Genomic DNA, 22,635 nt, shown 5'->3' with positions numbered 1-22,635 from the left:
TTCGTGGCGCTGTGTTTCGAGGCGACCGTAACAGCAGTCTCGTGTAGGCCTTGCCGCCGCTCGGCGTCCAGACCCTACGGGCGGCGTACCGGCGTCTGGTCGAGCACCTCGAGATCGACGGGTGGTGCTCGAGAGTCATGGGGATCTCAACAGGACAGTCCGCAAGCTCCATCGGCCCCAGTTGGGTGACCAGGGCCGACCCGGAGGGCAACCTGTTCTGCGTCGAGCGCAGTCAGAAGCATCGTGGCCCACGTCAATCGTCCCGTTGATCTAGGGTGACCTGGTGCCTTCGAAAGCCGTGACTACCGTCCTGTTCGATTTCGCTTGGACCCTGTTCGCCAGGGACGCCAACCGCTGGGTCGGCAGCGCGGCGGCCTTGGTCGGCCGGGAGGTGGCCGTCGGTGAGGCGCAGCGCATCGCCTCGGATTTCGCTGAGTTGTTGCGGACGACGGCTACGGACCCTGCTCACATCGCCCGGGACTTGGACCCACAGGTGTGGGACCGGGCGATTCTGGCTGTCCTGCAGCAAATCCGTGGGGTGGACTTGCCGTTTGCGCGAGCGCTGCACGAAACGCACGCCGAAGCGCTCGAGCCGTACGCGGACACGTCGTCCACGCTCGCCGCACTGAGTGCCCGCGATATTCGCCTTGGCGTGGTCAGTAACGTCGGCTGGGACATTCGTAAATGCTTTGCGAGGCACGGGCTTGACCGATACATCGATGCATTCGTTCTTTCCTACGAGGTCGGCTTCGTCAAACCCGATGTACGGATCTGGCGCACCGCACTCGACGCCCTGGCGGCACAGCCAGATCGAACGCTGATGGTCGGTGACCATCCCAGCGGCGACGGCGGTTCCGTGACCGCCGGGGTACCGGCCCTGGTACTGCCGATGGTGAGTTCGCCAGGCCAGCTTCGCGGATTCGATCACGTGCTGACGTTGGCCGGAATTTGAAGCCGCCTCCACCGCCGGCGCGTTCGGCGAAGTCCGATTTACCCCACGCGCCGGCGGGGGAGAGCTGTTCGGCAACCCCCTGGTGGCCAGCAACTTCACCGTCGACCTCGACAACTCCCGCCCGATGCCTCCACCTCGACCGCATCGAGAACACCATCGGCAGGCGACAGGTCATCACGCGCAGCCAAGCGTTCCGCGACAAGCTTCTCGACGCCCGCGTTCCCCGTGCGTTTCCCCACTGACGGTCCGGCCGGCGCCTACGCGGCGGTCTCCGTCATCGCCCGGCGTACCTCGAGGAACTGGACGGTGCGGTCGGCCTGCGGCCGGGACGAGAGGAACGCGACGATGCCTACGGTCTGGTCGTCGGCCCAGGCACAGGCGACGAGGTAGCTCTCCTTGGCGAAGCGGCCCTGGCCGCAGCGCGCCGTGCCGCCGAGGTCCCCGGGTTCGACGGGCTTGTGAGACTCGATGCGGTACGGCTGAAGGGAACGTTCGATGAGCCCTTGCTGATCGGTGACGGTGCCGGAGACGCCGGTGATGAAGACCATGTCGGCGTCCGGTCCGTTGTTGCCGTAGGCCCAGCCGACGGCGCTCGTCGGGGGGTCGACCTCCCGCTTGAGCGTGTCGAGGTGTCGTTTGGCGGCCTCGATTGCTTCGCGGTCCATGCTCCGGGGCAGGCCGAGCAGCGTGTCCGGCATGCGCAGCTTACGGATGACCGGTGAGGGTCGCGCCGGGGCTGCAGACACCGTCGTCGGCGGGGCGGTGGTTTTCGAGGTGCACGCGGCGGTGGGCAGCGTGGTGGCCAGCAGCGCGATAGCGATGCCTGCTCGGAACAGGTCCCTGGTGCTCTTCGTCATCGCGTCACGTCCGAGGTCGATCTGGCTGCCGTCTGCGGTGCAGAGCCTACGGCCCGCGATCTTGCCTCCAGCAGCTGGCCGTCCGAGTGGCAGACGGTGATGGCGAATTCGCGCCGTCGGTGCCTGACTGAACGTCTCACCATGCTCTCCGGAGTGGCGCCGCCAGGCTCGGATGTACTGCGAGTACGCCCCACGTCAGAGACTTGTTCGGTTCTCACCAGAGGTGCTGCTGGAGGGTCCACGCCTCCATCCGGGGCCGAGTGCCGGGGCGGCCGGCAGCTGGTGCTGCGATTCGACGGCCGTGTCGCCACCGCCGCCGCTCTGCGCCGAACCGCCCGCGACGCGGTCGACGCCGAGCCGGGACCACGCCGGAGCCCTGACCGCGTCAGCCGTTGAAGTCAGTCATCAGCCAGACCCGGTCGAAGGCGCGCTCGGCCAGATCCGCATGCTTCATCATGAAGTTGACGACAATCAGCGTCTCGCCGAACGCGTCGCTGACCTGCCTCTCGTCCAGCCAGACGGTGGCCAGCACGGTGTGCTCGTTTGCGTTGAGGATGGGGTTGTCCGCGCCGCCGGTGCTGGCGGCGCCGTAACCGCCGAGAGAAAACTCGTAACCGTTGTCCTCGAGGTCCCACATCACCTCGCCGACCGCTTCCTCGACCTCGTCGTCCAAGCGAAGGTCGAACGGCACCTCGTGCTCGTTCTCCGGAAGGCTCCAGCCGGCACGAGCGTGCAGCAGAATCGGACCGAAGACCGGCACCCCGGGGTCTGGGTGCTCGGTTACCGGAGTGCCGGCCGGCACATGAACGACCCGGCAGCGGTTGGGCGTGAAGTCCGGCTCGACGAAGAACAGCAGCGACCCGTCGGCCGGCAGGTCAAGGTCGTGCCCGTGCGAGGGGATCGCGGCGAGGTCGAGCGTCAACACGAGACACTGCCCCGGAGGCCACTCCTCGCCCTCCGGCAACGCCGCGAGACCGCCGAACCGACCGGCCACAGGCAGGCCATCGCCCTCGGGAACCAGCTCCGTCTGTGGTCGGGCCAGCCGCACCCAGCGCTCGATCTCGTCCACCGGCACGCCCTGTTCCCGAGCCGAGCCCCGAAACTCCTGTCGTACGTCCATGGCCGGGCATGGTGCCTGAAGGGTCCGACAAAGATCAGAAGGCCGGTTCGCGCAGGCGCCGAGGCGCCGGCCACCACGAATCGATGGAAGCCTGGCCGGGCGACGCTCGTAGGCAAGGAAACACGTAGCCGGTGCGAGTGAGACTGATCCAGCGGATGCCGGCTCAGGGGCCGTCGACGCGAAGGGCACATTTCTTCGCCTCAATCCGACGCCAACCTGGGGGAGGCAGCGGCGGTCCGCCGTCGGGCCACCGGTCAGCTGCGTGTCCGGAATGGGTCGAGGGTCGTGCGGATCTGGTCGGCCGCGCCCCAGTCGTCGTCGAACTGGGCCAGCACAGCGAGGTGTTGTCGCAACTGGAGAATCGGCATGCGGGTCTGCCAGTCGCGGTCGAGGGAGGTCAGCTCCGCGTAGACGGCGAAGAACCGCCGCGCCTCGGGCGGGGGAGAGGTGGACCATACGTGGGCGAGGTCGACCTCGGCCCACAGGTAGGAGACCGCCGGGTCGATCAGGGCGGGCTGCCGTCCGGGGTGGCAAGGATGTTCTGTGCCCACAGGTCGCCGTGCGTCAGGCATGCCTGCCGGTCGGGCAGCAGGTCGGGCAGCCGGTGACAGAGCCGCTCCAGTGCCGCCCGGTCTTCGCCGTCGAGTGCGGCCTCGACGCGGGGCTGTCCGAGCCAGCGGAGCAGCCGGTGCTGTGCGAAGAACGTAAAGCCGTTGTCATCCCAGGTGTTGATCTGCGGGCGGCGGCCCAGCCAGTTGTCTCGGTGCCAGCCGAAGCGAGGATGAATGGTGCTGGTGTGCAGGTGGGCGAGCGTGTGCGCGAACTGTTCCCAGAAGGCCTCGCTGCGGGGTTTGGGCCGCAGTACGGACAACACCAGCAGTTCCCGGTCGGCCAGGATCACGTCGGGTGTGGCCACGCCGCCGAGCTGGCGCAGGGCGGCCAGCCCTTCGGCCTCGGCGAGGAAGACGTCGTCGGCCGGAGCGTCGCTGAAGGCCTTGACGAACACCGCCGGCGCGTCCCTGCGGGCGCCAATGCCCGCGAGCGCCGCGACCCCACCCGTCGCCGGCTCTACTGCGACGACGTCGTGCATTCCGGCGCGTTGCACGAGATCCAGCAGGAACGGTGCCGACTGCGTCACGACAGGCTCTCCTTGGCCGTCTGCTTGTTCGCAGGAACTTATGTGAACAACAGTTGACCTCCTCCCGAGACCAACCTCCGCGTTCACGGCCAGACGACCCGGCGTGCCGCTGCAAGGCGCGGTATCGCGTGAGCCGCGCCGACCAACGAGGAGAGGGCTACCCCTACTCCGGCCGGGTCGCCGTCATGGCGGCATGGCGGCATTCACGCGGCGGCTGGGTTTCGTCAGGGCAGCTGACCGCTCCGGCTTACCACGGAGGCAGATAGGCCGGGCGTCTGCGGGTAAGACGCCGATGAGGCAAGGCCCTACTACCGAGGTAGCGGAGCACTGAAAGGTGGCAGGTGATGACATCGGTCGGCCAACGGATCAAGGGATTCCTCAACAGCCCACAGGGGCGCAAGGTGATCGACCGTGGGCGGCGCGAAGCGGCCAAGCCGAGCACGCAGGCGAAGTTGCGGCAATTCGCAGAGCGGATGACGGGCGGGTCATCTGGCCGCCGCTGACGGCAAGGCCGCCCTGTCCACGGACGCTGGTGGGCTGCTCAGGCAGCTCACCTCGGCTGCCGGCCCAACTCATCTACGGTTGATCATTCCCTCGGGATGAACAGGCACTGCTCATGTGGCCGTTGATCCATCTGCTACTGGTTGGCCGAGGCGACCAAGGGCGAGTTGTGGTTCGGTGTGTGGGTGGCTCGTGCGTGGGTGGTCCGGTGGCTGTCCCCGGGCAGGGCCGAGTGGCTCCTGCTCCTGGCCGCCGTGTTTGCTGGATGGCTTGCCTGGAAGGCGGGTTTGCCCAGGTGGGCTGCCCTGATCCTGTCGCTCGCGGTCGCGCTGCTGGTCCGGCGGGCGCGACAACAAGGACGCATTGAACAGGTTTTCGCGCGATGGCTCCACCGCCGTGAGGACCCACGCAGGCCCTAGGAAGCCATCGGTCGGTGCCCCTGTTCCTTGGGATGGTCACGAAGGACAGCATGGGCGCCACCAGCACACATCGCGTGGCTCTTCGCGGGCGTCGGCCGCCCGCGAAGAGCCACGTCCCACTCGTGTCAGCCACAGGCTCTGAGAGCCGGCCATGCGCGCCAACCCGCCCCGATGATGGACTCAAAGCGTGCGGGTCGGGCGGGTCAGGCGGCGAGGCGGCGGGCGACAGCGGGGATCACGATCGCGGCCGCGACCAGGTGGGTGAGCATCAGCAGCACCTTGGTGGACGTGCCGGCGTCGGCGATCACGTCCGGCACGAGCGACAGAACCGTCAGCACCACCGTGGTGCGGACGAACGTCCGCCGCGGACGCCGGGCGAACCGGAGCAGCAGCGCGGCGATGACGACGCCGAGCAGGGAAAAGGCAGCGGTCAGCACGCCGAACCCCGCCACCGGGATCGGGGCGCCGCTCACGTCGAGGCTGACCCCTGCCGCGTGGCCGGCGGCGGCGACGGCCATGGTGGCGGCGCTCGCCGCGACCGCAGCGATGACACCGCTCCGGATCATCACACCGAAGCTCGACGTGGTGGCGTGGGTCGTGTTCGCGGTGGTGGTCATCGTGTCCTCCAGTGGGTGTTTGGACCGGCTCGGTGCCGGGCTCTCACCAGGACGACGAAGAGGACCGACCCCAATCGACAACCACGCCCAACTTTTTTCGGAGACAGTCGCCGCCGGTGTACGGCGCGGCAGTCACCGCGCATACGGTGACGTTCGCTCACCCGTCATTCCGGCGGCGGCCGGTCCGGCCCGTACCGCAGGACCGGGACGGGCCCGGCGCGGAGGCTGGTCCTCCGCGCCGGGCCGCGAGATCGGTTGGGGTCAGCCGGCCGCGCAGGTGGCTGTCGCGCCCGGGCCGGTGCCGGTGCCCTGGAAGCCGAAGTTGGTCGACTGCCGGGCGCCGACGTGTCCGTTGTAGCTCACGTTGGTGAACCGGACGGTCCCGCTGGTGCCGCTGGCCTGTGCGTTCCAAGCACCGGTGACCGCGGCGCCGCCGGGCAGCGTGATGGTCACGGTCCAGCCGTTGATGTCGGCGGAGCCGGCGGTGACCGTCACGCTCGCGGTGAAGCCGCCGGACCACTGGTTGACCGCCACCGACGCGGAGCAGCCGTTACCGGCCGGCGGCGTGGTGGTGGGGGGAGCCGTGGTCGGCGGCGCGGTCGTCGGCGGGGTCGTGGTGGGGGGAGCGGTGGTCGGGGGAGCGGTCGTCGGCGGCGCGGTGGTGGGCGGGTTGGGCGCACCGTTGGCCAGGCTGTAGGCCAGGTCGGGCTGGAACGAGCCGGCCGTGTAGCGGCAGCCGTCCGCCTCACCCGGCGGCTTCACCCAAAGGTACGCGTCGATGTTGGCGTCGCCGGTGTTGGTCGTGGGGTACATCCCGATCCGCCGGTCGGTGTTGTCGTCGGCGCACCAGTCCCCGCTGGCGCCCCCGTTGCGGCTGGTGTCGATGACCTGGCGCTTGCCCGGGATGCCCATGCCGGCGAGGGCGGAGATGACCGCCCGGCCGAAGTTCGCCTCGCCGGAGGTGGAGTTGAAGTTCGACACGTTGGTGAAGAAGCCGTCGGCGTACTGCACGCCGGCCGCCCGGAGCCGGTTGGCCTGCTCGCTCGCGCTGTTCCAGGTGGAGTGGCCGCCGTCGAGGTACACCTTGGCATTGGGGTTGGCCGACTTGATGGTCTGGGTGGCCGTCGTGAGCGCCTGGTTACGTGCGCTGATCTCGCCGCCGCTCAGGCACGTCTGCAGGGCGAGCGAGTCGGTCTCCAGGATGATGATGACGGTCTGGTTGCCGAGTCCTCTGGCGAAGTTGGACACCCAGGTCTGGTACTGGTTGAGGTCCGGTGCCCCACCTGCGCTGGCGCCGCCGCAATCCCGGTTGGTGATCTCATACACCGAAAGCACCGGGATCTGCCCTGCCGCGTTGGCGGCGCCAACGAAACCGGAGGTCTCGGACTGCACGGTCGACGGGTTGAAGTTGGCGAACCAGCGGGCCTGCGGCTGACTCGCGATCTTGTCCCGGATGACGGCGGCACGCGAGTCGCTGGGATTGGCGGCGACCCAGCGGACGACGGCCGAACTCGGGTCGCGGTAGAGCGATCCGGAAACCGTGCCGGCGGATGCGCCGCCGACAGCGAGGCAGACGCCGGCGGCGGCGATGCCCGCGATCGCCGCCACACTGATGGTCGCCGATCTACGGCGCCGGAGGGAGAGGACAGCCACGACGTGTTTCCTCCTGATCACATAGATGTGTCTAAGTTCATGGGAGCGTTCCCATGGACGGTAGCGGAGGCGCGCGCCGCTGCCAAGATGTGAAGACTCGTCGTTGAGGCGGGGACCGAGTTCGTCAGGCTCGCGCAGGGGGCTGTGCGACGGGACGGGCTGCCGTCGGTTTGGGAGCTGCCTGACGAAGAGATGCGCTCCATCACTTTTACCCAGCCGGCACTCGCTGGTCAGGGCCTCATGTAGCGCTGGCGGGGGAACAAGCGCGCGAGGCGCGGCAGACGTTGTTCGATCTGGCCGGGCTGTCGCTGTCCCAGGGTTGATCGGTTGGTTCCGGGTCGGAGTACGTGCGATGGCCCCGGGCGTCCAGCGCTTCATCGAGGCTGTCTTCACGCCCCGTGATGCGGTCATAGGCGCGGGATGCCACGTAGGCGAGTTCCTCCCAGTGCGGCCATTCCGCGTCGCCGCTGCAGAGGCCGTCCATGATCTGGTCGACGCGGACGTCTCCACCACTGGTGTTGTCGTTGTGGCCTGCAGGAGGTCAACTTTTGGATACCAGGATCCAGAACGTCCGACTGGACGCCACGTCAAACGAGCAACTCATGGCTCTGGCAAACGCCGGGGCCGCGGCTTTCGGCCATACCGCCACGCTCCACGTGGAGCGGGCCCTGGCCCAGCTTCTGCGGTTACGCGTCGCCCAGATCAACAATTGCAGCTACTGCCTTCTGGTGCACCACGCCGCTGCCCGCACCGCCGGCATCCCGCCGTCCAAGGTCGAGACCCTCACCGCGTGGTGGGAGACGCACCTGTTCACCGAGAAGGAGCGAGCCGCGCTGGCTTACGCCGAGGCGTTGACCCGAGCCGCCGACGCCACCGTCAACAACCGCGTTCAGGAGGCACACGACAGGATGGCCACGCACTTCACGGAGGACGAGATCCTGGAGATCGTGGCCGTGGTGATCAATATGAACATCTGGACGCGACTCAAGCTCGCCGAGGGCGCCATGCCCACGACGGCGCCTCCTGGGTGAGTTGCTGTCATCCTGCCGAGAAGGAGGAGCCTGTGGCCCGACAGAGCAAGCGGCCGGAGGAGTCTGGGCGCGAGCGAACGGAGATGATGGGTGCAACCAACGTGGCTCGTGACGCTTGCGTGGGCTTCACTCTTTGTGGTGTTCGCCAGCACCGTCGTTGTCCTTGTTGACCAATTTGTTCTCGGATACCGTCAGCCGGCCAAGATCATGGAGATGGTCTGGCCGGCAACCGCCCTTTACCTTGGCCCAGCAGCCGTCATGTCCTACCGGAAGTGGGGTAGGCCCCAGTCTCCTCGGTGGATGGACCGTTACGGCAACCCGCCCAGGGCGTCGCGGCATGCTCCGACGACAATCCAGACCTATCATTGTGCGACGCACTGCACCTTGGGTGTCATCATTGCCACTCCCATCACCTACGGCGTCGGCCTTGAAATGTTCGGCAGCACGCTGTGGCCCGAAGTCGTCGGCGACTACATAGGTGCAGTGGCCATCGGCGTTGCATTTCGATACTCTGCCGAAGCTCACGCGGGTGGTCGAAGGGCGTGGGCCGCAATACAGAAGTTTCTCAGGAGCGACCTGCTGACCGTGTCCGTCTTCGAGGTCGCCCTACTGGGTTGGCTGGCGCTGATGCATTTTCGTTATTTCCACGAAACCCTTCGGCCTGGTAGTCCGGTGTTTTGGTTCATCATCCAGGTCGGGTTGATCATCGGCTTCTTGGCCGCTTGGCCGCCAACATTGTTGCTGATCCGTCGTGGCGTCAAAACGGAATTGCTGGGCACGCCGCGGTAGGTTGGTGATGCGCCGGCGCGACGGCGGAAGCGGTCAGGTGGTGTCCAGATGACCTCGCTGATGCAGAACGAACAGCAGCGCCATGGCCGGCACGACGAGCAGGAGCGCCGCTGCGGCGACGAGGGTGAGCGATGCCAGGGTGGCGTTGGGAGCCGCGGCCTCGCCGATGCGTAGGTGGGTGCCCAGCAGGTACGGATACTGCGCGACGCCCCAGCCGACCACCACCGTGCCAGCCGCGCCGACGGCGAGCGCCTGCAGCAACCGTGGCACCGCCCGATGCAGCAGCACGATGCTGGCCAGTCCGCATGCCGCGGAGACCAGCACCAACGGCAGGCCGCGACCGGTCAGCCCGTCGAACAGGCGCCCGGCGTCGGCATGGAGGATACCGATCCCCGCCAGCGCCACCGCACCGGTCGCCACGGCGCTGGCCTGGGCCCGACGGCGAAACCAACCCTCAAGGCGCGCGTCAGCGCGCGTACGGGCTTCGGCGGTGAGGAACACCGCGGCGACGAACGCGCACACCCCGACCGCGAGCACCCCACCGAGCAGCGACGTCGGGTTGACCCAGCTCGTCAGCGGATCGCCGTGTCCGTCGGCGGGCACCCGCCCGGAGGCGATTCCACCGGCGACCGTACCGAGAAAGAACGGCGTGATCACCGACGAGGTGGCGAACGCCGCCCCGGTCGCCCGCTGCTGGTCGGTCTTCACCACCACCTTCCGGAACGCGAACCCGCTGCCGCGAACCACGATGCCCAGGGCGGCGAGGCCCAGCGGAATGTAGAGCGTGGTCATGATCGCGGCGAACGCGGACGGGAAGCCGGTCCAGAGCATCACCAGGCAGAAGATCAGCCACACGTGGTTGGCCTCCCACACCGGCGCCAACGTCTGATCGATCAGGTGCCGTGAGTTCCGCCCTCGTCGTGCACCACCGGCAGTGAGATCCCAGAACCCGGCACCATAGTCCGCGCCCCCGAGCACGGCGTAGGCGGTGACCCCGATGAACAACACGACGGCAGCGAACGTACTCATGCTTGACCTGCCGCCGGCGTGGCCTCCGAGTCCCGGGCCGGACCGTAGGGCACGTCCGCCTCGGTAGCACCACCCTGGTCGCGCCAGCGGCGGCGCAGTAGCCGCAGGACGTACACGGTGGTGGCGCCGACCGCGACGTACAGCGCGACGGTGGCGGTGAAGAACAGCCACAGGTTGCCGGACGTCGTGACCGCGTCCCGGGTGAGGAGATGACCGACGACCGTCCATGGCTGCCGGCCGACCTCGGTGACCACCCAGCCTGCCTCCAGCGCCACCACCGCGAGCATCCCACTGATCGTGGTGGCCCGCAGGAACCATCTGCTGCGCGGCAGGTCACGGCGGCGCCACCAGGCCAGGGCGTACCAGGCGGAGAGGGCCAGCAGCGCCGTGCCGATGCCGACCATGACGTCGAAGCTGAGGTGGACGATCGCGACCAGGCGGTCCGGTGGTCGCACCTCGGCGGGGATGGCGTCCAGGCCCTGGATGCGGGTGGACGGCGAGTAGCCCGACAACAGCGACGCTCCCGAGGGAATCTTGATGCCGCCGTGCACCTCCCCGTTCGCGTAGTAGCCGCCCAGCACCTCCGGCACGTGGGTGCCGGTGGTCGGGACGGCCTCGATCGCCGCGAACTTCGCCGGTTCGTTGCGGTAGACCTCGCGCGCGGCGATGTCGCCGACGAAGATCTGCAGCGGGGTGACCAGCGCCGCGACGGTCAGCGGTATCGTCAGGCCGAGCCGGTGGTACCGGTCGCGGCGGCCGCGCAGCATCCCGGCGGCGTACACGCCGGCGACGACGAACCCGGCGACCATGTACGCGGCCAGCAGCATGTGGATGGCCTCGAACCCGAATGCCCCGTTGAAGATCACCTCCAGCGGGCGGACCTCCACGATCGTGCCGTCGCGCATGGTGAATCCGCCTGGTTGGTTCATCCACGCGTTCGCCGCTACCACCGACAGCGTGCCGCCGATCCCGGACAGCACCACCGGCACGCCGGTCCAGAAGTGCGGCCATGGCCGCATCCGCTGCCACCCGAAGACGTAGATGGCGACGAAGACCGCCTCCAGGAAGAAGAACAGGCCCTCGATCGCGAACGGGATGCCGAACGCGGCGCCGTAGGCGCCCATCAGTCGCGGCCACAGCAGCCCGAGCTCGAACGACAGCACCGTTCCGGACACCGCGCCGACGGCGAACAGCACTGCCGCCACCTGCGACCAGCGGCGGGCCAGCAGCAGCGCGGTCTCGTCGTTTCGACGGATGCCCCGGGCGTTCGCGATCAGCATCAGGAAGGTGAAGGCCACCCCGAACGGCACCAGGATGATGTGGAACCCGAGGGTGAAGGCCATCTGCTCGCGCGCCGGCAGCAGCTGCGCCGGATCGGCCGGCACCAGACTGGCGCCGACCGTCACCAGTGACAGTCCAGGCATGGCCCGTGCTACCCGGTCAGGGACACCGGAAACGTACTGATGGGGTGAGAATCAGGCAGGTGCAGGGTAAGGACGGCAATCGCGTCGCTGCCCCGCCGGACAGCGGGCAGCAGGTGCCCGCAGCGGCGCCGGCGGCAGTGACTAGTCAGCGACGTGGATGACGACCTTGCCGCGGCGCTTGGCGGTCTCCAGTGCCTCGTAGCCGGAGCGCGTCTCAGTGAGGGGCAGCACCCGGTCCAGCACCGGCCTCAACCGGCCGTTGTCGACGAGCTCGGCGATGGAACGCAACGCGTTCTGGTCGGGCTCGACGATGAAGTACACCCCGCGAACGCCGTGCCGGGCTGCTTCCTGCTCATCCGGTGGGGTGACGAGGGTGACCAGCACACCGCCTGGTTTGAGGACTGACCAGGACCGCGACTGCGTGGCTCCTCCGACAAGATCAACGACCACGTCCACGTCGCTGACGTGATCCTCGAAGCGCTCGTGCGCATAGTCGATGACCTGCTCGGCACCCAGACCCTTGACGAATTCGCGGTCGGCCGCCGCCGCCGTGGCGCTGACGCGAGCACCGAGCCCGGCCGCGAGTTGCACCACGTAGATCCCCACGCCGCCGGCGCCTCCCTGCACCAGCACGTGCTGGCCGGCCTGCACGTCGGCGTGGTCCACCAGCGCCTGCCAGGCACTCAACGCGGCCAGTGGGAGCGCAGCGGCGTGGTCGTGGTCAACGGTGGCGGGTTTGGCCGCCAGGACGGCCGCGGGCAGGGTGACGTACTCGGCGGCCGCGCCATCGCGGGTGAAAGGGATCAGCCCGTAGACGGCCTCCCCTTCGATGGGGCTCTCCACCCCCGCGCCGCACGCCGCGACGACGCCGGAGAACTCGTGGGACGGGATGATCGGCGTACGCTCGGGCCCTGATCCGTCCGAGCTGTGCGTCCACGTCTGCGGCCAGGTGAGTTCAGTGGGTGTCATGGAAGCGGCCTTCACGGCCACCAGCACCTCGCCAGGCCCCGGCTCAGGCCGTGGCGCTTCCTCGTACACGAGCTGCTCCGGTCCGCCTCTGGTGTGAGCCCTCACGGCGTGCATCGCGCTCATCCGACTGCTGCTCCCTCCCGACGGCATCCCGGTCAGCCCGCCGGCCGCCCCTGGGGACGAACCGCAGACTGACTCCCGCATTATCGGGCGGTTCGACAGCGCGGCTGTGGGACTTCCGTAACCCTTGCCCCTTCGGCTCACGAGCGCGCTGAGTCGTCCGCGCCCTCGGTGCGTGTGGCGGGTCCAGGCGGGTAATGGTCCCCAGCACCTCGACCGTCGACACCGCGACTAGGAGCGAGCGATGGGCACGCGACACGCCTCGGCCGATGACCTTGCTTCCGTAGGCTTCTCGGTCCTGCGCTGCGCACTGGCGACGAACATCTTGTGGATCGGTGCGCTCAAGTTCAAGCAATACGAGGTCGAGAATGACGAGCCGTTGGTCACCTCGAGCCCGTTGTTCGCGCCGTTCCGCAGGAAGCTGGGCGCCCAGAAGCTCAACCGACTCATCGGGGTCACGGAAATTGCCGTCGGCTCTCTGATCGCCGCGAAGCCGCTTGCGCCCACAGCGTCGGCGATCGGTAGCTTCGGGGCGGTCGGGATGTTCCTCACCACGCTCAGCTTCCTGGTTACGACGCCGCAGGCTCGGCAGGAAGGGCAGGGGATCTTGAGCCTTTCCCTGCTGGGGCAATTCGTGTTGAAGGACACGGTGCTGCTCGGTGCCGCTCTCCTGACAGCTGCCGACTCGCTGCGCGCCGCCCGCAGCCGGTAATCCCTCTCGGCAACGCGGGTAGGGATCAGGTACGGGTCTCAGCTACGGCCTTTTCTGAGCGCCGACTCGGCAGCGGCACGATCGGGGTAGCCGGGGTGTCGGGCGTCGATCAGATCGGCATAGGCGGTCGTTCGCGAGAGGTAGTCGACCACGAAGGGGCAGATTGCGGTGATCGTGCCCTCGCGGGCGCGGATCTCGTCGAGTACTCGCCGCACCATCGCGCCCGCCACGCCCTGGTGTTGATGACTCGGCTCGACTTCCGTGTGCCGGAGGGCGTACCGGTTGGGCTTCAGGCGGGTGTAGTAGAGCCAGCCGACCAGCTCGCCGTCGCGGAAGAGCTCAAAGCGGCCATGAGCGCGGCTGTCGATCAGCTTCTCGGCTACCTGTGCCTGTCCTTCACTGCTCATCGGCTCACCCCTCCAAGTGTGGTTACGCTGTTGCGCCGGAATACTCGTCCGTGCTGTTCCTGGCTGTGCCGATGTGCGGGTTGCGGGCGGCGAGGACAGTGAGCAGGGCGGCGACGAGGGCGAGTGCGCCGTATCCGAGGACGATCTGCGGTAGCGCGAAGGTTTTCGAGAGTTCCCCGGAGATGAGGCTGGGGAAGGCGGCGCCGCTGTAGCAGAGGACGTAGATCACGCTGAAGATCGGTGCCCGATCGGCCAGGGTGCTGCCGTGCAACAGGCCGCGGGTGGCGGCGCTGATGGCGATGCCCTGACCGGCGCCGGCGACCATGGTTGCGGCGATGAACAGCACCAGCGTGCCGATGGCGATCGCGGTGATGATGCCGATCCACCCGGCCAGGAAGATGACCATGCCGGTGCGTTGGCCCGCCGCGGATGTGAAACGGCCGCCGAGGGGAGCGCCGAGAACGCTGGGGGCCATGTAGGCGGCGAGCACCAGTCCGAAGATGAGCGGGCTGTGAGTGTGGAGCTGATCGTCGACCAGCGCGGGCACGAAGGCCTGGTAGAAGGCCCCGGTCGCCCAGGTGGCCAGGAACACCGCTGCCGCGACGGGGAGCAGGTGCCGGACCCGGGCCGGTACGCGGACCTGCGGTAACAGTGATCGCCAAGCGCCCGGCGTCGGCGTTGCGGTTTCCGGGCTGATGACGATGAGTGCCGCGGACAGTACGAGGACGCCGGCGCACACCAGGTAGACGAGGTCGCGTGGCCAGGGACCGAACTGGACCAGGGCGCCGGAGGCGATGGCACCGACGGTGAGGCCGAGCATGGGTCCCTGGCTGGAGGCGACGGCGGCCAACCACTGCGGCCTGGCGGGTGCGGCGTCGACGATGTAGGAGGTGAGGCTGCTGCTGGCCAAGCCGGTACCGACCCCCATCAGTAGCCGACCGGCCAGCAGGGTGCCGATGTCGTGCACGCTCAGCAGCAGCAGACAGCCCAACAGGAGCAGGCCGAGGCTGGCGATCGCGGTGCGCCGCCGGCCCAGATGACTGGACAGTCGCCCCAACACCAACAGTGCGGCGATCGTGCCGACGGCGGTGGTGACAACGGCCATCGAGATGCCGGCGTTGGTGAACCCGTCCTCCGCCCGGTAGACGTTGAACAGCGGGATCGGCGCGGCCGACGCGGCAAACGCGGCCACCAGGGAGACCATCGCAGATAAGAATGCCAGCCGGAGCGTCCCGCCCTGGCGAGCCTGGTTGGTCACTGGTGCCATGTGCTGCATCGATACGTGCCTTTTCCTTGGTCTGGACCGGCCCCAGAGTTGCTGGAGGCCCCCGTAGCTGACGTTGATCCAGGCGGGCTCGACTGCTGCCGCCTAGTCCTCACGGGCGAACGCGGATGACCGTCTTTCCCTTGGTCCGCTCGGTCGGGTTGAGAGCGGCGACGGCGTCGTCGAGGGCCGCCACGGTGCCGATGTTGGTCCGCACGCGTCCGTCCCGGACCCGCCGGACGATCTCACCCAGCTGGGCGCGGTCGGACACGACGACGAAATCGACGGCCAGGCCCTCAGCGGGCCGCGCCTCCGGTGGCCCGGTGACGGTGACCAGCGTTCCTCCAGCTCGGACCAGACCCGCGGACCGCTTCTGGATGTCGCCGCCGATGACATCGAAGACCAGATCGACTCCGCCGACGTCTTCCAGGGTGTCGTTGTCCAGGTCGACGAACTCGTGTGCCCCGAAGTCGGCTGCGGCCTTCCGGCCGCTGGCACGGCCGGTGCCGATGACGTAGGCGCCGGCCTGACGGGCGAGCTGCGTCGCCATCGAACCGACTGCGCCGGCCGCGCCGTGCACCAGCACGCTCTGCCCCTGCCGGAGGTGGCCGTGCTCGAACAGGCCCTGCCACGCGGTCAGGCCCGCCATCGCGACGCCGGCGCCCACCGTGAAGTCAACGTCGCCGGGCAGCGGCGCGAGGTTGCGCGCCTCGACGACGACATACTCCGCGAGCGTGCCGTCGCGGGTCCAGTCCGTCAGGCCGAACACTCGCTGTCCCACCGACAACCCGGTCGTTCCGTAGCTGAGAGCGGTGACCACCCCGGCCACCTCATGGCCGGGGATCGACGGCGTGCGGTCACGGCCGAGGCGATCGACCCAGGTCGACGGCCACTCCAGCTCATTCCCGGTGAATCCCGACCCGTGAACGGCAACGACGACATCGCCGTAGTTCGCGCCTTCAAGACTGGCGAGCCTCGCTGCGTCCGGCTCGGGCCGGTCCACCAGCCTCATCCCCGCCGTTCCCGCGGCGCGGTCCGTCACCACGATCGCTCTCATCTGACTACCTCTCTCAGTAACAGTTTTGGTCTTGTCCGCGCACTTACCGATGGACCCGAGGGTCCTCTCGGCCTTGCCATTCGTCGCGTCTGCACGGCTCGAGCACGTCTGCACGCCGAACGGCTACGTCACGTCGTGCTCGAAAGGTGGGGCCACCCAGGGCCTTCAGCAGGTGGGTTCAGTGCCTGCGGGGGTGCCCCAGGGCTGCGCCCGGGTGCTCGGGGTCGACGAGGTCGGCGTACTCGGGGTTGTGGTCGATGACACCGCGCACGATCGGGCACATGACGGTGACCGTCTTGCCTTGCACACGCACGTCGTCCAAGACTTGCCGGATCAGCTCGGTGGCGACGCCCTGTCTGCGGAACTCGGGGATCACCGAGGTGGCCAGCAGCACGAGCCGGTCGTCTCCGGCGACGTTGTAGGTCAGCCCGGCCACCTCCCGGTCCCCGACGATGGCGCCGTAGATGCCCAGTTTCTCGTCGTTGACGAGGTGGAGGTCGAGCGCGAGGGCGTGGGGCTCGCCGATTGCCTCGTCGACGAGGACAGACTGGTCCTGGCCGAAGGTGCCTTCCTCGCGGGGCTGTCCGGCCTCGCCGGGATACGAGCGAACGCGGATGATCGTTTTTCCCTTGGTCCGCTCGGTCCGGTTGAAGGCGGCGACGGCGTCGTCGAGGGCCGCGACGGTGCCGATGTTCGTCCGCAGCCGGCCATCCCTGATGCGCCGCACGACCTCACCCAGTTGCGCGCGATCGGCCTCGACAACAAAGTCAACCGTGAGGCCGTCCGCCGGCCGCGCTTCGGGCGGGCCGGCAATCGTCACCAGCGTTCCTCCGGCTCGGACCAGACCCGCGGAACGCTTCTGGATCTCGCCACCGATCACGTCAAAGACCAGATCGACGCCGGCCACGTCTTCCAGGGTGTCGTTGTCGAGGTCGACGAACTCCTGCGCGCCGAAGTCGAGCGCGGTCTGACGGTCGGCGGCACGTCCGGTGCCGATGACGTAGGCACCCGCCTCTGTGGCGAGCTGGGTCACCATCGAGCCGACTCCACCGGCAGCACCATGGACGAGGACGCTCTGCCCCGCCTGGAAACGGCCGTGTACGAACAGTCCCTGCCAGGCGGTCAGGCCCGAAATCGGCAGGCTCGCACCCACCGTGAAGTCGACGTCGCCGGGCAGCGGCGCGAGGTTGCGGGCCTCGACGGCGGCGTACTCCGCCAGGGTGCCGTCGCGGTTCCAGTCCGTCAGGCCGAACACCCGCTGTCCCACCGACAGTCCCGTGGTGCCATACCCGAGAGCGCTGACCACTCCGGCCAGCTCGTGCCCAGGGATCGACGGCGTCCGGTCGCGGCCGAGCCGATCGGTCCAGGTCGAGGGCCACGTCAGCTCACCCGGAGTGAATCCCGACGCATGAACCTGGACGATGACGTCGTTCAACGCCGGTTTCGGCTCAGGCCGCTCCGCCAGCGTCATCCCGGCCATTCCCGCTGCCTGGTCCGTCACCACGATCGCTCTCATGGGAACCGTCTCCTCGGTCATTTGTCTCTGTGGTGCAGATGCAGCAGGCACGGGAAGCCGTCTCGGCACCTGATGCGGGCGGTTACCGGACCCAACCGGTCGGTCTGAACAGCGCCGGCTTGCGGCGTGCATCGAGCGGCGCATATCGCTCACGATGGACGCGAAGGATGGCCTCCCCAGTCGGACGCCCCGAACCTAGCTCCGTCAAAACTGGTCTGTCAAGTCCAGTTTCAAGGCCAGGCGGTGATACGCTGACGGGGGTCCGGACCAGCTAACGGGCACGATTTGAGGCTCAGCTGGCCACTTCGGGGAAGCGTGACGATTGGACCCTTGGGTCCAACACCATGAGTCGGGAGACCCGCAACCGGCACATAAGGTGCGTTTCGCCTAAAGGGCGGGAGGGGGAGCTGTGCATCAGCGGGCCCCGAAGAACGCCGGGTACGGCGAATACCGCACCCTGTTTCAGGAGTGACACCAACGACAAGTAGGGAGACGACGTGACCACCGAAAGGGCGATCCTCGCCGGCGGCTGCTTCTGGGGGATGGAGGAGTTGTTCCGCCGCCAGCCCGGCGTCGTTTCCACGCGCGTGGGCTACAGCGGCGGCGACGTCCCGAACGCCACCTACCGCAACCACGGAACCCACGCGGAGTCCATCGAGGTCGTCTACGACACCGAGAAGACGGACTTCCGCGCGCTGCTCGAGTTCTTCTTCCAGATCCACGACCCATCGACGAAGAACCGCCAGGGCAACGACATCGGCACCAGCTACCGCTCGGCGATCTTCTATACCAGTGACGAGCAGAAGCGGGTCGCCGAGGACACGATCGCCGACGTCGACGCCTCGGGCCTGTGGCCTGGAAAGGTCGTCACCGAGGTCACCCCGGCAGGCGACTTCTGGGAGGCTGAGCCCGAGCACCAGAACTACCTGCAGAACTACCCGGACGGTTACACCTGCCACTTCCCCCGCCCGGGGTGGAAGCTCCCGAAGCGGGCGACGGCCTGACACCTCCGGCGCGCGGACCCGGGGTCCGCGCGCCGACCCGGGCCAAGGTGCCCGCGACAGCATGAGCGGATTCGCCCGAGCTGGCCCGCACGCGTTCATCATTCATCGGGACGCGAATGCGGCATGCGGCCGAACGGACTCCGAGGTCCTATTTTCCGTGGGGTCATCTGGGCCGCTGGATACACTTGACCGATGAGCGACGAGCAGGTGGCCTCGCCGACGAACCGGCGGAGGATCAGCCAACGGGGCCTCGCGACGCGAGAGCGGATCCTCGAGGCGGCCAACCGGCTGATGTTCGTTCGCGGAGTGAACGCGACAACCCTCGACGACATCCGCGAGGCGAGCCAGACCAGCAAGTCCCAGCTTTACCATCACTTCGCCGACAAGCAGGAGCTCGTGCGAGCGTTGGTCAGATATCGAGGCGCGCTCGTGCTTCAGCGCGAGCGCGGAGGGCTCGAACGACTGAGGTCCTTCTCGGGCCTGGTCCGGTGGCGCAACGCGTTGGTCCAGGCCAACTCGCTCAACAACGGCAGATACGGGTGCGGCCTCGGGTCGATGGCGGTCGAGCTGTCCGATCAAGATGAGCAGGCTCGATCGATGCTGCTGGAGACGTTCGCGGCGTGGGAAAAGTTGATCAGTGATGGTCTGCACCGGATGCGGGACAGCGGCGCGCTGCGCCAGGACGCCGACCCGGAGAAGTTGGCCACGGGCTTGATGGCAGCTCTGCAGGGCGGCTACCTGTTGGCGAACGCCGCGCACAACGTCGCGCCCATGGAAGTGGCGCTGGACATGGCGCTGGACCACATCAAGTCGTACCTCTCGGAGCCGTCCGGCGAGCCGACCCGCTGATCGAGCCGTTCTCACGCCTGACGAGCGTCGACCGCTCGGGCGCCGGCCGGCCGGGGCTGCGTCGGGGGAGCGGTGAGAGAGCTGCCATCACGTCGTTCCTCGCGTCGTCTGAGCGCCCCCTCGTGCCGCGACTGCGGATCACTGAGCATCGGTGTTCCTCATGTTGTTCGGATTCAAGCCCGCCCGAGGAGCGCACGGTGACGACGATCATCACCCTGATGCCCGAACGATCACCGAGATCCTAGCCACACCGTACCAAAAAGTCCAAGCTCGGATTGGCGGCGATCGGGTCCGGCCGGAAGGAAACTCAATCTCAGCTGCCTCCCGGCGCAGCTTAACAGCCGACAGATGATGGTTGTCGAGCGCTGTGCGGCCCCGGCGGCGTACCGTGAGTTGGACTATCCAGTCCGACTAAGGTTAGCCTGCGGAGGTACCCGGTCGTGGGGTCATACGCCCGGTCACAACCCCCGCTCAGACTGCGGCTCGCTGCTGCTGGATCCGCATACCTCGCCGTCACCACCAGGATCTACAGGAAGGCGCGACTGATGGAAACCAATCAGGATCGTGTCGTCGCATCCGCCCGAGCCGTCCTCCCGGCCACCGAGCGCCGGCGCACGGACATGGCCACCGGCGCGTTCACGTTCGTCGCCGATGAACCGCACAACGGCGCACTCGGCGACGGCCCGACGCCGACGGAGTACCTGTTGATGGCGCTCGCGTCGTGCACTGCCCAGACGCTCCGGCAGTACGTCGACTACAAGTACGACACCGCCGGTGACATCACCGTCGAGATCGACTACCACGAGCCCGACCAGGAAGGCGCAGAGCGCTACCTGCAGCGCACGATCACGCTGAGCGAGGAGCCTGATCCCGACGACTTGAAGGTGATGCATGACATCGCCGAGAAGTCCCCGGTGACCCTGCTGATCCAGTTCGCCTGGAGCGTGCGGACCGAGTTCGTCGGACCGCGCTGAGACCAGGCCCGTGTGCTGCTCGGCGATCACGGTCGAGCAGCACGCGCCTGTCGGCCGCCCCCGGCCGCGACAGTCTTCCCCCTCGACCGCGACAGCTTGGACCGTGCGGCACCTCGCAAGCGGTGCCGGCCGTGGTCCAGACGGACAGCTCGTAGCTCGCGCCGGAAGCTCGGAACGCGGTCGCGTCCCGCACTGTGGCACGTGACCTGGCTATCCGTGCTGGCCCGACCAGCGCACCGGAAGGTGACGTGTGACCGAACGGAAGATGAGCGGCCGAACAGCCCGGAAGCCGAATCTGGCGGCACCGCTGCGGGCCTTTGTGCGGACCGAGTCCGGCAGTGCCGGCGTGCTCGTGGCCGCCATCGTCGCCGCACTGCTCTGGGCCAACATCGACAGCGGCTCCTACGAAGCCGTCTGGCGTACCCCACTGTCGATACGCCTCGGGCACCTCGAGCTCTCCCGCGACCTGCACACCTGGATCAACAGTGGCTTGATGACGCTGTTCTTCCTGGTCGTCGGCCTTGAGACGCGGCGCGAGTTCGACCTCGGCGACCTACGAGACCGGCGACGGTTCGTGCTGCCCGCCGTGGCCGGCGTGATCGGCATGCTGATCCCGGTCCTGATCTTCCTGCTGATCAACCACGGCGGACCGGGCGCACACGGCTGGGGCGTTGCCATGTCGACCGACACCGCCCTCGCGTTGGGCCTCCTGGCACTGCTCGGCCGGGGCGTGCCCGACCGGGTCCGGATCTTCCTGCTCACCGTGTTCGTGGTCGACGACGTGATCGCACTCGTCGTCATCGCCCTGGTCTACAGCGAGGACATCACGATGGTGCCCATCGTGGTGGCCGTGGCGGCGTTCGCGGTCATGCTGGCCATCCGCGCAGCCGGCGTCCGGCGTGGCTCGGCGTACGTGCCGGTCGCCATCGTCATGTGGGGCGCACTGTTGGTCAGCGGAGTCGACCCCGTGGTGGCCGGGCTGGCCATCGGGCTGACCGCCTTCGCCTATTCTCCCGGCCGGGCTGAGCTCGAGCACGTCAGCGGGCTGTTCCGGTCGTTCCGTGAGCAGCCGACGCCCAAGCTCGCGCGTACGGCTTCGATCGGCCTCGCCAATACGCTGTCGCCCAACGACCGCCTTCAGCGCATCTACCACCCTTGGTCCAGCTACGTCATCGTGCCGCTGTTCGGCCTGGCCAACGCTGGCATCAGCATCGACGGTCCCTTCCTGGCCCAGGCGTTCGCGTCGCCGGTCACCTGGGGCGTGCTGCTCGGGTACGTCGTCGGCAAGCCGCTCGCCGTGATCGGCACCTCGGCCGGGCTCACCTGGATCTCACACGGTCGCATCCGTCCGGCTGTGGGCTGGGCGGGCGTGCTCGGCAGCGGCACGATCGCCGGTGTCAGCTTCACGGTGTCGCTGCTGATCGCGAACCTGGCCTTCACCGGCGACCAACTGGCCGAGGCCAAGGTCGGGGTGCTCGGCGCCGCGATCGTGTCCGCAGTGCTGACCTGGACCGCGTTCCGTGTCACGAACACGTTGCCCAGAGCCAGGCGCGCCCGGGCGCTCTTCGGCGACATGACGGAGCTGACCGACCTCATCCCGGACGTCGACGAGAAGCGGGACCACGTCCGCGGCCCAGCAGGTGCGTCGGTGACGCTGGTGCAGTACGGCGACTTCCAGTGTCCGTACTGCGGGAAGGCCGAGCCAGCCGTCCGGCAGCTGCTGGGCGACGCCGACCTGCGTTTCGTGTGGCGTCACCTGCCTCTGCCAGACGTGCATCCGCAAGCCCGGCTGGCAGCCGAGGCGGCCGAAGCAGCGGCGGCTCAGGGCAAGTTCTGGCAGATGCACGACCTGCTGCTCGACCACCAGGACAAGCTGCACCTCAGTGATCTGATCACGTACGCCGGTGACCTCGGTCTGGATCAGGAACGCTTCCACGACGACCTGACAAGTCACGCCCACGCCGGTCGCGTCGAAAGCGACATCGACTCGGCCGACAGCAGCGGAGTGTCCGGCACCCCGACGTTCTTCATCAACGGCCGCCGCCACTACGGCGCCTACGACATCACGACCTTGACCGCCGCCGTACATATGGCCCGAACGCGCGCCCACCTCGGCCGGGAGGCGCCAGCGACCCGTCACCAAGACCAGCTCGCCGACTTCTCCGGCCCCGGCACACGGGTGGTCGTACCTTCTTCCGGGCGGGCCGTGAGGTGAGCACCGTGAGCGGCCGGT

General features: G+C 68.1%; 20 protein-coding genes and 1 pseudogene. 9 read left to right on the top strand and 12 right to left on the bottom strand.

Translation table 11 applies throughout. From position 1 onward, the window contains the following. Positions 1 to 283 precede the first annotated feature (283 nt). Positions 284 to 952: an HAD family hydrolase gene (locus GA0070603_RS04565; protein WP_244282394.1), complete on the top strand. Its 669-nt coding sequence runs from the start codon at positions 284 to 286 to the stop codon at positions 950 to 952. Between the two features lie 257 nt (positions 953 to 1,209). Here the strand turns inward: GA0070603_RS04565 and GA0070603_RS04560 are convergent, their stop codons facing one another. From GA0070603_RS04560 to GA0070603_RS04550, 3 genes and pseudogenes are all read right to left on the bottom strand, one after another. Beyond that, positions 1,210 to 1,809: a hypothetical protein gene (locus GA0070603_RS04560; protein ID WP_139131798.1), complete on the bottom strand. Its 600-nt coding sequence runs from the start codon at positions 1,807 to 1,809 to the stop codon at positions 1,210 to 1,212. 385 nt (positions 1,810 to 2,194) lie between these two features. Further along, positions 2,195 to 2,878 carry a DUF1963 domain-containing protein gene (locus GA0070603_RS04555; protein WP_167544486.1) on the bottom strand — a complete coding sequence of 228 codons (684 nt, stop codon included), beginning with the start codon at positions 2,876 to 2,878 and terminating at the stop codon, positions 2,195 to 2,197. Between the two features lie 305 nt (positions 2,879 to 3,183). Beyond that, positions 3,184 to 4,019, bottom strand: a pseudogene (locus GA0070603_RS04550) (fructosamine kinase family protein). Positions 4,020 to 4,411: 392 nt separating this feature from the next. On the opposite strand from GA0070603_RS04550, the gene GA0070603_RS31390 reads away from it, so the two are divergent. Then, entirely contained in the window at positions 4,412 to 4,570 is a 159-nt protein-coding gene (locus tag GA0070603_RS31390; protein WP_167544485.1) for a hypothetical protein, read from the top strand. Positions 4,571 to 5,190: 620 nt separating this feature from the next. Here GA0070603_RS31390 and GA0070603_RS04545 read toward each other — a convergent pair. Then, positions 5,191 to 5,604, bottom strand: coding sequence for a DUF6069 family protein (locus GA0070603_RS04545; protein WP_091307560.1), 414 nt, complete (start codon positions 5,602 to 5,604; stop codon positions 5,191 to 5,193). A gap of 261 nt (positions 5,605 to 5,865) precedes the next feature. Next, positions 5,866 to 7,257, bottom strand: coding sequence for a glycoside hydrolase family 6 protein (locus GA0070603_RS04540; protein ID WP_091307558.1), 1,392 nt, complete (start codon positions 7,255 to 7,257; stop codon positions 5,866 to 5,868). Positions 7,258 to 7,859: 602 nt separating this feature from the next. Here GA0070603_RS04540 and GA0070603_RS04535 point away from each other — a divergent pair. Together GA0070603_RS04535 and GA0070603_RS04530 are read left to right on the top strand one after the other, a co-directional pair. Then, a complete protein-coding gene (locus tag GA0070603_RS04535; RefSeq protein WP_091321541.1) occupies positions 7,860 to 8,288 on the top strand; it encodes a carboxymuconolactone decarboxylase family protein in 429 nt (142 codons plus the stop codon). Positions 8,289 to 8,396: 108 nt separating this feature from the next. Then, positions 8,397 to 9,077 (top strand): DUF4396 domain-containing protein, encoded by a 681-nt coding sequence (locus GA0070603_RS04530; RefSeq protein ID WP_091307556.1) that lies wholly within the window; start codon positions 8,397 to 8,399, stop codon positions 9,075 to 9,077. 33 nt (positions 9,078 to 9,110) lie between these two features. Here the strand turns inward: GA0070603_RS04530 and GA0070603_RS04525 are convergent, their stop codons facing one another. From GA0070603_RS04525 to GA0070603_RS04515, 3 genes are all read right to left on the bottom strand, one after another. Further along, positions 9,111 to 10,106, bottom strand: a complete 996-nt coding sequence (locus tag GA0070603_RS04525; protein WP_091307554.1) for a cytochrome d ubiquinol oxidase subunit II — start codon at positions 10,104 to 10,106, stop codon at positions 9,111 to 9,113. Beyond that, positions 10,103 to 11,530, bottom strand: coding sequence for a cytochrome ubiquinol oxidase subunit I (locus tag GA0070603_RS04520; protein ID WP_091307552.1), 1,428 nt, complete (start codon positions 11,528 to 11,530; stop codon positions 10,103 to 10,105). Before GA0070603_RS04520 ends, GA0070603_RS04525 begins: the two co-directional genes overlap by 4 nt. Before the next feature lie 141 nt (positions 11,531 to 11,671). After that, positions 11,672 to 12,622, bottom strand: a complete 951-nt coding sequence (locus GA0070603_RS04515; protein ID WP_208862804.1) for an NADP-dependent oxidoreductase — start codon at positions 12,620 to 12,622, stop codon at positions 11,672 to 11,674. A 241-nt stretch (positions 12,623 to 12,863) separates the two neighbouring features. On the opposite strand from GA0070603_RS04515, the gene GA0070603_RS04510 reads away from it, so the two are divergent. Further along, on the top strand, positions 12,864 to 13,331 hold the full coding sequence (locus GA0070603_RS04510) for a YkgB family protein (RefSeq protein ID WP_091307550.1): 468 nt from the start codon (positions 12,864 to 12,866) through the stop codon (positions 13,329 to 13,331). 38 nt (positions 13,332 to 13,369) lie between these two features. Here the strand turns inward: GA0070603_RS04510 and GA0070603_RS04505 are convergent, their stop codons facing one another. From GA0070603_RS04505 to GA0070603_RS04490, 4 genes are all read right to left on the bottom strand, one after another. Next, positions 13,370 to 13,738, bottom strand: a complete 369-nt coding sequence (locus GA0070603_RS04505) for a GNAT family N-acetyltransferase (protein ID WP_091307548.1) — start codon at positions 13,736 to 13,738, stop codon at positions 13,370 to 13,372. Positions 13,739 to 13,760: 22 nt separating this feature from the next. Next, positions 13,761 to 14,942 carry an MFS transporter gene (locus tag GA0070603_RS04500; RefSeq protein WP_208862803.1) on the bottom strand — a complete coding sequence of 394 codons (1,182 nt, stop codon included), beginning with the start codon at positions 14,940 to 14,942 and terminating at the stop codon, positions 13,761 to 13,763. Between the two features lie 172 nt (positions 14,943 to 15,114). Further along, positions 15,115 to 16,059, bottom strand: a complete 945-nt coding sequence (locus GA0070603_RS04495; RefSeq protein WP_091307543.1) for an NADP-dependent oxidoreductase — start codon at positions 16,057 to 16,059, stop codon at positions 15,115 to 15,117. Positions 16,060 to 16,237: 178 nt separating this feature from the next. Continuing rightward, positions 16,238 to 17,575, bottom strand: coding sequence for a GNAT family N-acetyltransferase (locus tag GA0070603_RS04490; protein WP_167544484.1), 1,338 nt, complete (start codon positions 17,573 to 17,575; stop codon positions 16,238 to 16,240). Positions 17,576 to 18,072: 497 nt separating this feature from the next. Here GA0070603_RS04490 and msrA point away from each other — a divergent pair, with 497 nt between their 5' ends. The 4 genes from msrA (at position 18,073) to nhaA (ending at position 22,617) form a co-directional block, all read left to right on the top strand. Continuing rightward, positions 18,073 to 18,579, top strand: coding sequence for a peptide-methionine (S)-S-oxide reductase MsrA (msrA, locus tag GA0070603_RS04485; protein ID WP_091307539.1), 507 nt, complete (start codon positions 18,073 to 18,075; stop codon positions 18,577 to 18,579). Between the two features lie 192 nt (positions 18,580 to 18,771). Beyond that, complete coding sequence (locus GA0070603_RS04480; RefSeq protein ID WP_091307536.1) at positions 18,772 to 19,428, top strand: TetR/AcrR family transcriptional regulator; 657 nt, start codon at positions 18,772 to 18,774, stop codon at positions 19,426 to 19,428. 545 nt (positions 19,429 to 19,973) lie between these two features. Beyond that, the gene (locus tag GA0070603_RS04475) at positions 19,974 to 20,402 is read left to right on the top strand and encodes an OsmC family protein (RefSeq protein WP_091307533.1); all 429 of its coding nucleotides are present in this window, start codon (positions 19,974 to 19,976) and stop codon (positions 20,400 to 20,402) included. 265 nt (positions 20,403 to 20,667) lie between these two features. After that, entirely contained in the window at positions 20,668 to 22,617 is a 1,950-nt protein-coding gene (nhaA, locus tag GA0070603_RS04470) for a Na+/H+ antiporter NhaA (protein WP_091321538.1), read from the top strand. Positions 22,618 to 22,635 lie beyond the last annotated feature (18 nt).

This window comes from Micromonospora chersina, from assembly GCF_900091475.1.
GTDB classification, from domain to species: Bacteria; Actinomycetota; Actinomycetes; order Mycobacteriales; family Micromonosporaceae; genus Micromonospora; species Micromonospora chersina.
Note: the sequence above shows the minus strand (reverse complement) of the source record. Positions and strands in the feature narration are given on the sequence as shown.